The sequence below is a fragment of the Carboxylicivirga caseinilyticus genome, from assembly GCF_050589785.1.
Classification (GTDB): Bacteria; Bacteroidota; Bacteroidia; order Bacteroidales; family Marinilabiliaceae; genus Carboxylicivirga; species Carboxylicivirga caseinilyticus.
Genome location: NZ_JBNGOX010000020.1, coordinates 1 through 14,058 on the forward strand (window position 1 = coordinate 1; position 14,058 = coordinate 14,058).

Below are 14,058 nucleotides of genomic sequence, written 5' to 3' on the forward strand. Positions count from 1 at the left end.
GAATCAATATATTATTATGAAAAACAAAGAGGCTAATCGGTAAAGATTAACCTCATATATTTTCCTTTTTAAGTATTACTTCTGAAATCGCCTATCAACAGTTATAAGAATCTGTAAATAAAACACTTGTTAATGTCTTATAACTGATTATTCATTATTATGAATATATTTCCTTTTTAGCCGATTTCAATGTATTAATGATCAAAGATGTAATCGTCATCGGCCCTACTCCACCCGGAACAGGTGTTATAAATGAACATTTAGGAGCTACTTCATCAAACAGCACATCTCCTTTTAAACGCCAACCCGACTTTGTTTCGGTTGATGGAACTCGAGTGGTGCCTACATCAATTACCACAGCTCCTTCTTTTACCATTTCGCCTTTAACAAAACCAGGTGATCCAATAGCGGCAACAATAATATCAGCCTGTAAACACAATTCTTTCAGGTTCTTAGTACGGCTATGGGCAACGGTTACAGTTGCATCTCCCGGATATCCTTTTTGTGAAAGAAGTACACTCATCGGACGACCCACAATATTGCTACGACCGATAACAACCACATTCTTACCGGATGTTTCAATTTCATATCGTTTCAACAACTCCATAATTCCTTGCGGAGTAGCCGATATAAATGCAGGCATACCAATGGTCATGCGTCCTACGTTAACAGGGTGAAATCCATCTACGTCTTTACGGGGATCGATGGCTTCTGTAACTTTCTCCTCTGATATATGCTTAGGTAAAGGTAGTTGAACGATAAATCCGTCAATATCCGCATCATTGTTTAATTCATGCACTTTAGCCAGTAATTCTTCTTCAGTAACATCGTCTTCATAACGAATTAAGCTTGAATTGAAACCCACTTCTTCACAGGCTTTCATTTTACCGGCTACATAGGACTCGCTTCCTCCATCATGCCCAACCAAAATGGCTGCCAGGTGAGGTTTTTTAACTCCTGAAGCAATCAATTGTTTTACTTCTTCAGCAATTTCTTCACGAATCTTTTTGGATGTTAATTTTCCGTCTATTAACTGCATGGCATTGATTTTACGGTTTATGTAATAAAAAAAGAAGCACAATTGTGCTTCTTTTGTAAATCTTCTTAATTATTTGCGTCGCCCCATTGGCATCTTACCCATCATTTTACTCATTTTATTACCCGTGGTCATCATCTTCATTACCTTTCGGGTATCATCAAATTGCTTAATGAGTCGATTCACTTCCTGAATGGATGTTCCACTACCGGCTGCAATTCTTTTTTTACGACTTCCGTCGATAACACTTGGTTGTTCTCTCTCTAATGGAGTCATCGAACGAATGATGGCTTCAATACCTTTAAAAGCATCATCATCAATATCTACATTCTTAAGCATTTTACCCATTCCAGGAATCATACCTGCCAAATCTTTCAGGTTACCCATTTTTTTGATTTGCTGGATTTGCTTAAGGAAGTCATCAAAGTTAAATTGGTTCTTGGCAATTTTCTTTTGAAGCTTACGGGCTTCTTCTTCATCGAATTGTTCCTGAGCACGCTCAACAAGTGAAACGATATCACCCATACCCAAAATACGGTCGGCCATACGACTTGGGTGGAAAACATCCAATGCTTCCATTTTCTCGCCGGTACCCACATATTTTATAGGCTTGTCAACAACGCTACGAATTGATAAAGCAGCACCACCCCGTGTATCACCATCTAATTTGGTAAGAACAACCCCGTCAAAATCCAGACGATCGTTAAATTCCTTTGCAGTGTTAACAGCATCCTGACCCGTCATGGAGTCAACCACGAAAAGGATTTCATCAGGATTGGTTGCTTTTTTAACAGCTGCAATCTCGTTCATCATCTCCTCATCAATGGCCAAACGACCAGCGGTATCGATGATTACTACATCATGAGCACCTTTCTTAGCTTCTTTAATACCATCGGTAGCCAGTTTAACCGGATCTTTACAACCTTCTTCGGTATATACCTTTGCACCAATCTGCTCACCTAAAACCTGCAACTGGTTGATCGCCGCAGGACGGTAAACGTCACCCGCAACCAACAAAGGATTCTTACCTTTTTTGGTTTTAAGTAAGTTTGCCAGTTTACCTGTAAAAGTTGTTTTACCAGATCCTTGCAGACCAGCAATAAGAATAATGGCAGGATTACCTTTCAGGTTAATATCTACCTGATTACCTCCCATTAAAACAGCTAACTCGTCATGAACCAGCTTAACCATCATTTCACCAGGCTTAACGGCTGAAAGCACGTTTTGGCCCATGGCTTTATCTTTAACGGTTTCGGTAAACTGTTTGGCTGTTTTATAGTTAACGTCGGCATCAAGCAGCGCTCGACGGATATCTTTTAATGTCTCTGCAATATTCAGTTCGGTGATTTTGTTTTCACCTTTCAGAAGTTTAAACGACTTTTCAAGCCTTTCACTAAGATTCTCAAACATTCCTGTTAATCATTTAAAATGTGCTGCAAAATTAAAAATAATTGTTACCCTTTAAAACAAAAAAAAGGCCTAAACTTCTAAAAATATAAATTCTTAGAAATCAGGCCTCGAAAAATGTACAAACTATATGATGTTAATTATGGTATAGTGAATAAATTCAGTTAGTTATAATTTGTTTAGCTGGTTCGAAAACTGAAAGGGCAACTTTTAAATGTTTTTCAATTTCTTCCGTTGATGCCGATGGTATTTGAGGAAAAAACTCCTGATGTTTTACTTCCATCCCACAAAATTCAAAAATTTCACCTCCCTGAATTTTTCTAAAAGCTTCAATTAAACCTTTTTCTTCATACTCTTCTACGGTATTACCCATTGATGTATACAAATACACCTTTTTATTGGTTAGCAAGCCTTCTATCCCATTTTTTCCAGCTTTATAAGCAAAGCCATAGGCAAAAATTTTATCAATATAACCTTTTAAGATAGCTGGAAAACCGGCCCACCACAGTGGATATACCACGCTAATAATATCTGCTTCTTTAACCAGTGCTTGTTCTGAAAGAATATCTTCTTCAGTTTCTCCTTTTTTTAATTTTTCAAGATCAGAAGGCCAAAGTACAGGATCAAATTTCATTTCGTATAAGTCTCTGACTGTTGCTGACCATCCTCTCTTTTCACTTTCAGCTTTTAATGCATCCTTTAACTGAAAACTAAAACTTTTCTTTGATGGATGTGCATATATTATTAAGTGTTTCATTATTTTATCAAAACTAATTATTACAATTCAACAGTATCAGGTATTTCAATTACTGTTTAAGTAAAGACCAACAAAGCCTGAAAAAGTTCGATCATCAGAAGTTAAAAGTGGTAAATAATTGTTGAATATCTAACTTATAAGGTGTTAAGGAGGTATTCTTTCTCTCTGTTATTAAGAAATCCAACAAAGTCCTGTTTGAAAAAATAAAGCTATTATCTTTGTTGACTGCCTTGGGCTGAACATATGTCGTAAAATTAAAAACGCAAAGATTTTATGGAGCAGTTGGTTGCTGTTATTACGGAAAAGAGAAATATTGGATTAACGCTTATCCCTTTTTTTGTAGAAATGGAGGACGACAATTATTTGTCGTTAATAGAACAAGCCACATCTGAGCATTTGACTGAAAATCGTTTTCCTTTTTCAGCATCGCAAAAAGAAACTGTAAAGCTGCTCAACACCATAAATGAGCAACATATTTTTAAACGATTCTCAAAACAGAAGACACAAAAACTCTTTTTTGATAATCTGGATGAAAAATATGCAGAAGAACATATAAGACCCTATATCGATAAAAAGATTGCACAGGCATTGGAGATTATAGCATTGGATAATACGCCGGTATATTATAAAAACCCTAAATATAGCAGGTTATACAAAGCTGACCGAATAAATATCAGCCCCATACACGACGAGGCTTTGTTCTCGTTTACTTTGGATAATACAGGGCTTAAATACACCCTGAAAATAAAAAAAGGGGATCAGTACTTTGGTTTAACCAATCGTGAAATACTGGAAGTAACCAACACTCCAGCAACCTTTTTAATAAATAATCAACTTTATCGTTTCGATAACATCGACAGTAAGAAATTCCGGCCGTTTATGCGGGTAAATCATGTACTGGTTCGACCACAAAGTGTTGAAACGTATATGAATACCTTTGTACAAACCAGTATTCGAAATCATGATGTGGAAGCCATTGGTTTTGATATAATGGATAAAAAGGTGGAGATGCGTCCTATTCTTGTACTGGAAAAGGATTTATCGCATAATCCTGTTCTTACTTTGAAATTCAAATACGATCAAAAGGAATATCTGGCCGGAACTAAATCGGAAGTATTTGTTGATTTGCATAAAAAAGCCGGGCATTATCATTTTACTCGATTCAAACGAAATAAAACGATTGAATCAGCAGTTATTGAAGCCCTTAAGAACATGGGACTACGAAATGTGAGTGAATCGCAGTACCTTCCAAAGGATATTTCTGCGGAACCGCAGGCAATGTTAAACCAACTGATCGAATGGATTAACCATCATTACGGTGACATTATTTCTAATAATATAATTCTGGTTCAAAACGGTTTTGAAGAAAGCTATTATACCGGAAAGGTTAAGCTGGAAGTAGCTTATACCGAAGATAATGACTGGTTCGATATTAATGCAGTTATTACGGTGGGCGAATTTAAAATACCATTTCATAAGATACGACAGCATATCTTAAGAGGAAAACGTGAATACCTCCTGCCGAATAAAGAGATTTTTATAATCCCCGAGGAATGGTTTGCCCGTTTTTCTGATCTGATGCATTTTGTGGAAGTAAAAGACAATAAATTGCTATTAGGCAAGATGCATTTTAACCTCTTGGATCAGGATAAGCTGACAGAAGTATCACCCGACTGGAAAAATAAAATTGGTCAGCTCATTAATGAAAGTAATGGTAGTTTGCTGGAAACTCCTGCCGGCTTAAATGCACAGTTGCGGCATTATCAGCAGGAAGGTTATACATGGATGCAACTATTGAATAATAATAACTTTGGAGGTATTCTGGCTGATGATATGGGATTGGGTAAGACAATACAAACCATTTCGTTGTTGCTTCAGCAGTATAATCATTCAGGTCAGGATGAAGTAAAAGAAAAACCTGAAGTACAGCTGGATCTCTTTGATAGTAACATCGTTGGATTTAATAAAAGTACTTTACCTGCATCATTAATTGTTATGCCTACTTCGCTGGTTCATAACTGGGCCAATGAAATTAGAAAGTTTGCACCACAACTAAAGGTTTATTTATATACAGGAACCAACCGTGTTAAAACCAAGGAAATAGGTAAGATTCTACGACATTATCATGTGGTTTTGAGTAGTTATGGTGTGGTAAGGAATGATATAGAATACCTGGGTAATTATCCGTTTCACTATGTTATTCTGGATGAAAGTCAGAATATTAAAAATCCGGGATCCAAGATTTACCAGGCTGTTTCTGAACTGAAATCAGCGTACCGTTTGGTGCTTACAGGTACCCCAATTGAAAATGCACTGGTTGATTTATGGGCACAAATGAACTTTGTAAATAAAGGATTACTGGGCAGTTTAAACTTCTTTAAAAACAATTTTGCAGGTCCTATTGAGAAAAAGCAGAATGAAGAAAAAGAAAAGAAATTACAACAGTTAATTACTCCGTTTATTTTGCGAAGGACAAAAGAAATGGTTGCCAAAGAGCTCCCTCCTGTCACAGAGCAGGTTTTACTGTGTGATATGACCGAGGATCAACAGAAATTCTACGACAGAGAGAAATCCGGTATTAGAAATGAATTACTGAAGGCTGTTGAGCAAACCGGAATTAATAAAAATGCAATCCTGGCACTTAAAGCTCTTACTAAATTACGCCAGATTGCCAACCACCCGGTATTGGTTGATGATACCTACAAAGGCAATTCAGGTAAATACCAGCAGATTTTTGAGAAGCTCGAGAATATTATCAAGGAAAAACATAAAGTGTTGATCTTTTCATCTTTTGTGAAAGATCTGGAACTTATCGAAAAGGATTTAAAAGCTCAACGATTGAGATATTCGAAATTGGTAGGTTCAACCCTCGATAGAAATAAGGCAGTGGAAGAATTTACCAAAAACGAAGACTGCAGAATCTTTCTGATATCGCTAAAAGCCGGTGGTGTTGGATTAAACCTGGTTGAAGCCGATTATGTTTTTGTACTTAATCCCTGGTGGAATCCTGCAGCTGAAGCTCAGGCAATCAACCGGGCCCATCGAATCGGACAGACAAAAAATGTGTTTGTATATAAATTTATTTCGGCCGATAGTATTGAAGAAAAGATTATGCGCCTGCAGGAGAAGAAAATGGAGCTGGCTGATACCTTCATCACCACCAATAATCCGTTAAAAGATATTAGTGATTCGGAGCTAAAAGAATTATTTGCATAGTTTTTGTAGCTTAGTGCCGTAAATTACTTAAAGGCTTTGTTAAAGGGAAAATTTATCTGAAAACATTAATCATATGAAAATATTTAGCACATTATTTCTGTCATTTCTACTTGTTGTTGGAATGCAGGCTCAGGAAGAAGATAGTACTGTACAGAAGCAAGTACGTAAAATGGGTTCTTTCGACCGGGTTAAGGCCAGTAAAGGTGTAAATGTTACCTTGATAGAAGGAGAAAAAGAATCGGTTGAAGTACATATTAAAAACGGTGAATTAAGCGATGTAATTACCGAATTGGAAAGCCGACAGTTGGTTGTTAAGATGAAAACCAAGATTTACAAAGGTGTGGCAGTACAAGTGTATGTAACGTACAAAACTATTCGTGAGGTTGAAACCGGATCAGGCGGTAGTATTGATGCTGAAAATACCATTTACGCTGATAAGCTTAAAATTAAGGCTGGTGCCGATTCAAGTATTGAACTGGATGTGGATGTAAATGCGGTGGAAGCTTCGGGTAATGCTGCCCGCATTGAATTATCGGGTGTTTGTAACGTGCAGGAAGTTAATATGGGTACCGGAGGTAAATACTACAGTTATCCATTAGACAGTAAAGAAGCCGTTGTTAAAGCAACATTGGGAAGCACCATTGAAATTACCGTTAAGGAAAAACTAAATGCTTCAACCAGTACCGGTGGATCGGTTACTTACAAAGGCGAACCGGCAAAAATAGAAATTAAAGGAAAAGTTCAGGAAGCTGAAGAATAAATCAGCTTCATTACAAACGAATTAGCAAAAAGGCACAAAGAAAGCTGTATTCAGCACTTGTATTATACAATGAAATTACCTTTCTTTGCACCGCATTTGAGCCAAGGGGCTTTAAAAATGCTAAAAATATTGGTTCCGTAGCTTATCCCGCCACGATAGCTATCGTGGGTATCGGGAGGATAGAGCATCACTGCTAAAATACAAATACCAATATTTCAAATATTAAGGTTCCGTAGCTTAATTGGATAGAGCACCTGGTTACGGCCCAGGAGGTTAGGGGTTCGAGTCCCTTCGGGATCACATTAAAACCAGTAAGTCAATGATTTACTGGTTTTTGTATTTTTAAGGTGTCAAACTTGGTGTCAAATCTTCATCTTCATCCTTATCATTTTTCTTTAGCTCTTGTATCCATTTACTCCACAATAAAATATTTTTCTTTCTTTTTTCTCTCTCCTCGTTGTCTGTAATTATTTTTCGTAATTTATTCTCAATATCTATAGAACTTGATTTAATAAAATCTAAATATTTTCCTTTATCTTCATCTTTCATCGTGTTAAATAAATCCAGCTCTAACTGTTTTTTCTTATTTTCTTCGGATTCTGTTTTATGCAATTCAAGCAAATAATTATTTAATGCTATGTTTTGAGTATCAATACTCTTATTTAACCATCTTAGATTGTCCAACCCATCTATGTTTGAATGATTTTTGAAGTATATATTCCTTAGAATGTTACGCTCAAAAACACTATCAACTTCATTTATTGAACTCTCACTAACACCTATGCCTAAAATAGATTTCCCATCTTCAAGGAAAGATGAAGTACTATACATATGAAAAAGTTTTATATTAGCTTCATCCATTAATTCGGCTTGTAAGTTTGCATGAGGACCAATTCTCTTTTTGCCCCGCGAATCAATTATAGTCCACCAGTCAGCTTTAGCATCATCAGTAATAAATATGACATTTTTCACATCTTCCTTGCTTGCCTTTTTAATGATTTGCTTCCAAAGAATTAAATCACCATATTTTCTTTGATATTTTATTCCACCATAACTAAATGTAGGCTTATCATTTTGGTCCTTTGAAGCATCCTTATATCCAGGTGGAATTTCATTTTTATATCTTTCTTCTCCATCTTTTTCAACTTCATCAATCCAAATTTGATCTGGTTTGTTTCCAACTTTATTTTCAAAAAGAATATCCAACTTTTCTCTAATTGAATCATGAGTTCTTACACAAGGTTGCTTTTCATCCCAATAAGTAAGTGATTTTTTATAATTGACTATTAATTTTTGAGTTTCTTTTTGAAACTTCACTGTGCTTTCATGAAGCTTTGGAAATTTACTCTTAAGATTTAATTGCTCAATATCAGAAGAAAATACCTTTTCAATTTTTGAAATATAATTGTTGACGGAAGAAAATATTGCCTTTTCATTTTTTATTACATCCAATCTTCTTCTCTGATATTCCAAACCAACATGATAAGGAATCCAAATTTGCTCAGTTATATTGTTAATAACTTGAAAAAAGTCTTCTCTTGTTTGTTCTGCATAACTATATAAGTTCAAGAAGATATTTGTGTCAAAAATGAACAATGTACATTCATCTTTCCATGCCTTTGCTAAATCATCTTGATTAGGTATATAATATCCATTAAAAAGATTTCTCATTGAATTTACATTAACTTATAAATTAAAAAGCTTACATCAAATCTACCATAAAATCTAATGATATCGATCAAACACATTATTATTTTAATTTCAATTTATTAACATATGAAATGACTTATCAAATAATTAATTGGAATTAAACAAAAACTCCCTTGCTAAAATTAACAAGGGAGCACATTTAAAAATTTTCAAAATCATCATATATTTATTGCACTTAGAGCAATACAAATAATATTCAACCTCATTATTTTTCTCCTTCAAAGACTTTTTGCTTTTCTTTTGGTAACATCCCCCTCCTATTAAAACTGAGCTATAAAATTTTTTTATTAAACAACTGATTGGGTTAATTGTAATATAAACAGCTATGTATTAACCAAACCTTATTTTACTGTAACCGAAATGAATATTAATGATTCTGATAAGAAAGTTGTAATTGTTGACGATCAAAATCTATTTGCCGAAGGAATCGCTAAAATTGTTAATGGCCTTGACAAGGTTAAAGTGATAGCAACCATTGATTCAGGTGAAAATATTACCTATCAATTATCTATTCTTCAACCGGATGTGCTCTTTCTTGATTTAAATCTACCTAAAAAAAACGGTCTCGAAATACTAAAAGAAATACGAGGTAAATTTCCGGATTTGATCATTGCTATCTTAACCATGTATGAAGATGCTTATTTGATTAAGAAAATAAGAGAACATAAAGCCAATGCCTTTCTGTCGAAGAGTGCTAGCATTGACGAAATTCAACAGGTAATTTTTTCAGGTAAGGAGGATCCGTTTTATATAAGTAAAAATATAAATGAAGCAACAAACAGTAGCTTCGAACTGGTTGAAGATCCTTTTTCCGTTTCGGTTCAAATAACCCAGCGTGAAAAAGAAATTATCAGACTTATTGTTGACGGAAAAAGTACAGAGGAGATTTCTGACATACTAATAATCAGCTCTGAAACGGTGAAATCACACCGAAAAAACATCTTTCGTAAACTAAATTTGAGTAAGGTAACCGAATTAATAAAATACGCCTATGAATACAAGCTTATTTAGGCTTTTATTAATTCCTATAATTCTATCGTTAATCAGTACAGGCTGCAGTACTGAAAATAACGACCAACCTTTAATGCCTGTAAATTTAACCGAAGAATTGAAGTCTGTATCTCTGAATGGACATTATCAGATATATTCTTCAATTCATGATCATTCGGTTTCAGAGATAGCTGATAGTTTCAATTGTACTTACTTGGGCAAACCCGGGTATAACGAATATCTGTGGATTTGTTTTACGATTAAAAACAGCACAAATAAAAACAATGTAATACTGGAGATTAATAATAATTATCTGCATAAATATGAGCTTTACCAATTAGTATCTGATAGTATTGGTTTATTGGCAAAAGGAGGAATTGCCTATCCGTTTCATTGGCGAAATATTGATAACAGGCGTTTTATTGAGAACCTCTCCATCGAAAGCGATTCTACTCGTTCGTATATTCTTAAAATAGATGATAGAGAAAGAGAAACCAGCCTGTCCTTAAGGGTATGGAACAAACAAGCTTTTAATAAAAATGAAGCCAAAGATCTGCTCTTTTACAACCTCTACTTTGGCGGACTGGTTTTTATTGCAATGTTTAGTTTGCTTATTGGACTGATATTAAGAATGAAAGCATTTTTTGCCTACAGCTTTTATACCTTAATAATGGTTTGGTTTATGTTCGATAATTTAGGTTTTGCCTATGAGTTTTTCTATCCCAACCAACCCTTTATAAAACGATTTCTGGATACGTCTTTGATAGCTCCTCTCCTATTCTCATTTGTTCATTTTGGTGCTACCTACTTTAAGATACCCGAAAAGCACCCTACTTTATTTAAACTTATAAAAGTCTATTATTGGTCTATTTTACTGTATCTTTTATTTTGGGTGATAAGTGGAGCGCAACTAACAATGCATTATTACTTATTAGCTAATTATACTTTTGTTTTTCTTACTTTTTCAATACAGATAAGCATTGTTGTTCTGGGTATAAAATATCAACGTATTAAAGCCTATTTTTTTATGTCGGCAGTATTTGTTCTTCTGGTCGGAGCCATATTATTTGCTCTCTCCTATGCCGGACATATTCCTTACGAATGGTTTCCGACCAACCCACTGTTAATAGGTTCTGTTATTGAGTTTGGTATCTTCTCTATTGCTTTGCTCTATGAGGTTCATCAAATTAACAAGACCAAAAACGATCTTTTAATTGCCAATGCCGAACACCAGAAAAACCTTTTGGCTGCTTATGTTGAAGGAACAGAAAAAGAACGTGCCCGTTTATCTGCCGAATTGCATGATAATGTTGGAAGCCGACTGGCCTTACTCAAGCATAAAATAAATAAAGCAGCAGACAACTCTGAGGTTACCGATGATCTTGATTCATTGTATAAAAATGTGCGCTCCATGTCGCATGAACTGTCACCTCATGAATTTGAGATTATTAATTTACACGAATACTTACAGAATTATTTAGATGATTTTGAGAAAAGCACATCAGTTAAGGTTATACCTTACTTTAAAGATTTACATCAAAATCTGAATCCTGAAATTACACACCAGGTATTCCGTATTATTCAGGAAGCCTTACTTAACATCCAAAAACATGCCGACGCAAGTTGCATTGAGATTCAATTAATAACTCACGATAACGAACTTATACTGACCATTGATGATAATGGTAAAGGTTTTGATCCTTATGCTGTGAATTCCAATAAATCAAACGGATTATTTAATATGAAGACGCGCGTTCAGGCATTGGATGGCACCTTCGAAATTTCATCCCAACCTAATAAAGGAACACATATTCTGGTTGCTATCCCTTTTAAAAAAAAATAACCATATTTTTTTCTTAAGTAATGCAATTTCCCCCTTTTGGGGGATTTACCTTCAATACTGTCAGCCATAATTTAGCTTCATAGTTTCTTCTAATTAAAATTTTAACTATGAAAAATTATAAGTTATTATTTGTATTACCATTATTGTTGGTAGGTATTAGTATTAATGCACAATGCTATTATTACATTGAACAAACATGCATTGGACAAAACTCTTCGGGTACTGAATTTAATGTGATTATTTCGCAAGTATATAAAGCAGAGTGCAATTTAGGCGAAATAGCATTTTATAAGCAATGGAAGGAAGCCATAGCGCTATCTAAATACTCTAAATACAAGAACCATGCGGGTGAGATTAAATATAGAATGTATAAAACAAAGGACGATGCTCTTAAGAAAAGAAGAGAGACAATGGTTTATCACAAAAAAAATGGCTACACAATTCGTGAGTTAAACTTTGCTTATTACCCATAATGTAAATGTACAATCTACTTCTTATGATTTTATGCCATGTGAAGACTCCCAACAAAAAGCTGTAAAAAAGACGTTCATTTATTATGACAGAGTACAAGAAAGGCCATAAGATAGTTGAAGTAAAACTCTAACACTACCCTTAAACTACGGATAACCAAACTAATAGTTTGAATTATATCCAATTTAAAATATTGTATATCAACATGTTTTAAAATTTAAACATCTTAATATTTATATAATTATTCACTTAAATTCGTAAGTTATGCCAATTAATTTAAAACAAGACACAATCGCACAACATTTGGATAATCTTAGAAACCCAAACATAAAAGAGGATTATACAATTGAAGGGCATGTAGATATTAGATCAATTGCGGGTGCTTCAGAGAATTGGCGATTAAACGATCTTATAATATTGGATGATTCCAAACTTATTATAGGACCAACTACTCTTAACATCATTATAGAAGGTATAATTAGCACTAACTCTCAGACCCCTGTTACTGCAATATTATCATATCCCAAAAATGATCGTAAGGCAGCAAATGGTAAAAATGGACTTCATGGATCAATTGGCGCAAGCGGTTCAAGTGATGGCAGCAGTGGGCAAAATGGAGTTCATGGTGAAGATGGAACAGATGGAGATAATGGTCTTGATGCTGGCGATGTCCTAATACAGTTAAGCAATCCGGTTAACTCAGAAATAAGGATTAACCTTGAGGCTCAGTCTGGTGGCAAAGGTGGTAGTGGAGGTAATGGAGGTGAAGGACATCGTGGGAGCAAAGCTGTTGATGGTATACCTTTTACATGTAAAAGAGGAGGAGGAAATGGTGGAAATGGAGGCAGAGGAGGAAATGGTGGAGCCGCCGGTCTTGGAGGAGACGCAGGAGATGGAGGCAAACTAATTGTAATTGGTCCACAAATAGAACACCAACCGTTATCTTCAATTTCTCTAGAAAGCCATCAAGCTGCAGCAAAAGGACAAAATGGAAATCAAGGGAATAAGGGTATTGGAGGTAGGCAAGGAGGAGGAGGCCATGGTAGTACATGGTGCAAAGGTGGTAAAGGTGGACGTAAGGGAGCTGATGGTTATGATGGAATTATAGAGAATGACACAAGACCTGAATTTGGGAGACCTCCTGTTATCAGTTACATCACAATTCCATTAAGAAATTATTAAGGTTAATTAATATTTACTAATAAATCGAAAGCTAGGTTAATAAACGCATTTCCTAGCTTTCCAATTGTGAGCACCAAAACACCTTTTATGGATCTGACCAAACTTCTTTTGAAGGATTGTTCTATACATTAGCTAGTGAGATAGCGATCTATTCAATTGTATTACTAGTAGTTAATATCTAACCAATAAAAAAATAGACATGAAACATATTATCATAATTCTTTTTGCAAGTTTTGTAAGCCATGTTGCTATTGGGCAAAACGCGAATGAGCCCACTTTTGAAGAGACCGTTGAATTCCTGCAAAAGCTTTTAAATAATGCACAAACACATAGGGTAGGTGAGAAGTTCCGTTATGAAGTTACCGATACCCAAATTGTAATATATGTGTATAATAGACTGGATGATGAAGATGAACTAAAAACCAGGGATTACATTAATTTGAATGAAATTGATTCTGTTGCTGCACCGGATGAAAGATCTCTTATGGTAATATATGGAATATATCCAACAAGCATTACAGAGGAAAGCATATATAATGACTGGAATAAAACTTCTGAATCTCTTTCTATCTTATATACGAAAAATATGGATGAAATTGACCGAATTTTTAAAGCACTGCAGCATCTTGCAAAATTAAGTAAACAGAAAAATAAGCCTCTGTTTTAAGATTTAGTTATTCACAACG

General features: G+C 34.9%; 11 protein-coding genes and 1 tRNA gene. 8 read left to right on the forward strand and 4 right to left on the reverse strand.

What is annotated here, in order from left to right; translation table 11 throughout:
- Positions 1–157 precede the first annotated feature (157 nt).
- From folD to ACRD62_RS11550, 3 genes are all read right to left on the reverse strand, one after another.
- Positions 158–1,039, reverse strand: coding sequence for a bifunctional methylenetetrahydrofolate dehydrogenase/methenyltetrahydrofolate cyclohydrolase FolD (gene folD / locus ACRD62_RS11540; protein WP_430820266.1), 882 nt, complete (start codon positions 1,037–1,039; stop codon positions 158–160).
- A 69-nt stretch (positions 1,040–1,108) separates the two neighbouring features.
- Positions 1,109–2,446 (reverse strand): signal recognition particle protein, encoded by a 1,338-nt coding sequence (ffh, locus tag ACRD62_RS11545; RefSeq protein ID WP_321410483.1) that lies wholly within the window; start codon positions 2,444–2,446, stop codon positions 1,109–1,111.
- A 157-nt stretch (positions 2,447–2,603) separates the two neighbouring features.
- Positions 2,604–3,200: an NAD(P)H-dependent oxidoreductase gene (locus ACRD62_RS11550; RefSeq protein ID WP_430820267.1), complete on the reverse strand. Its 597-nt coding sequence runs from the start codon at positions 3,198–3,200 to the stop codon at positions 2,604–2,606.
- A gap of 273 nt (positions 3,201–3,473) precedes the next feature.
- Between ACRD62_RS11550 and ACRD62_RS11555 the strand changes: the two genes are divergently transcribed.
- The 3 genes from ACRD62_RS11555 to ACRD62_RS11565 all read left to right on the forward strand — a co-directional run bounded on the left by ACRD62_RS11555 (position 3,474) and on the right by ACRD62_RS11565 (position 7,476).
- On the forward strand, positions 3,474–6,416 hold the full coding sequence (locus ACRD62_RS11555) for a DEAD/DEAH box helicase (protein ID WP_430820268.1): 2,943 nt from the start codon (positions 3,474–3,476) through the stop codon (positions 6,414–6,416).
- Between the two features lie 73 nt (positions 6,417–6,489).
- Complete coding sequence (locus tag ACRD62_RS11560) at positions 6,490–7,176, forward strand: head GIN domain-containing protein (protein ID WP_430820269.1); 687 nt, start codon at positions 6,490–6,492, stop codon at positions 7,174–7,176.
- A 226-nt stretch (positions 7,177–7,402) separates the two neighbouring features.
- Positions 7,403–7,476: transfer RNA gene (locus ACRD62_RS11565), tRNA-Arg, on the forward strand.
- Positions 7,477–7,518: 42 nt separating this feature from the next.
- Here ACRD62_RS11565 and ACRD62_RS11570 read toward each other — a convergent pair.
- Positions 7,519–8,847 (reverse strand): PIN-like domain-containing protein, encoded by a 1,329-nt coding sequence (locus tag ACRD62_RS11570; RefSeq protein WP_430820270.1) that lies wholly within the window; start codon positions 8,845–8,847, stop codon positions 7,519–7,521.
- Positions 8,848–9,246: 399 nt separating this feature from the next.
- On the opposite strand from ACRD62_RS11570, the gene ACRD62_RS11575 reads away from it, so the two are divergent.
- From ACRD62_RS11575 to ACRD62_RS11595, 5 genes are all read left to right on the forward strand, one after another.
- Complete coding sequence (locus ACRD62_RS11575) at positions 9,247–9,897, forward strand: response regulator (protein ID WP_430820271.1); 651 nt, start codon at positions 9,247–9,249, stop codon at positions 9,895–9,897.
- Positions 9,878–11,719, forward strand: a complete 1,842-nt coding sequence (locus ACRD62_RS11580; RefSeq protein WP_430820272.1) for a sensor histidine kinase — start codon at positions 9,878–9,880, stop codon at positions 11,717–11,719. Before ACRD62_RS11575 ends, ACRD62_RS11580 begins: the two co-directional genes overlap by 20 nt.
- Before the next feature lie 107 nt (positions 11,720–11,826).
- On the forward strand, positions 11,827–12,192 hold the full coding sequence (locus ACRD62_RS11585) for a hypothetical protein (RefSeq protein ID WP_430820273.1): 366 nt from the start codon (positions 11,827–11,829) through the stop codon (positions 12,190–12,192).
- A 262-nt stretch (positions 12,193–12,454) separates the two neighbouring features.
- Positions 12,455–13,372: a hypothetical protein gene (locus ACRD62_RS11590; RefSeq protein ID WP_430820274.1), complete on the forward strand. Its 918-nt coding sequence runs from the start codon at positions 12,455–12,457 to the stop codon at positions 13,370–13,372.
- 199 nt (positions 13,373–13,571) lie between these two features.
- A complete protein-coding gene (locus ACRD62_RS11595) occupies positions 13,572–14,039 on the forward strand; it encodes a hypothetical protein (protein ID WP_430820275.1) in 468 nt (155 codons plus the stop codon).
- Positions 14,040–14,058 lie beyond the last annotated feature (19 nt).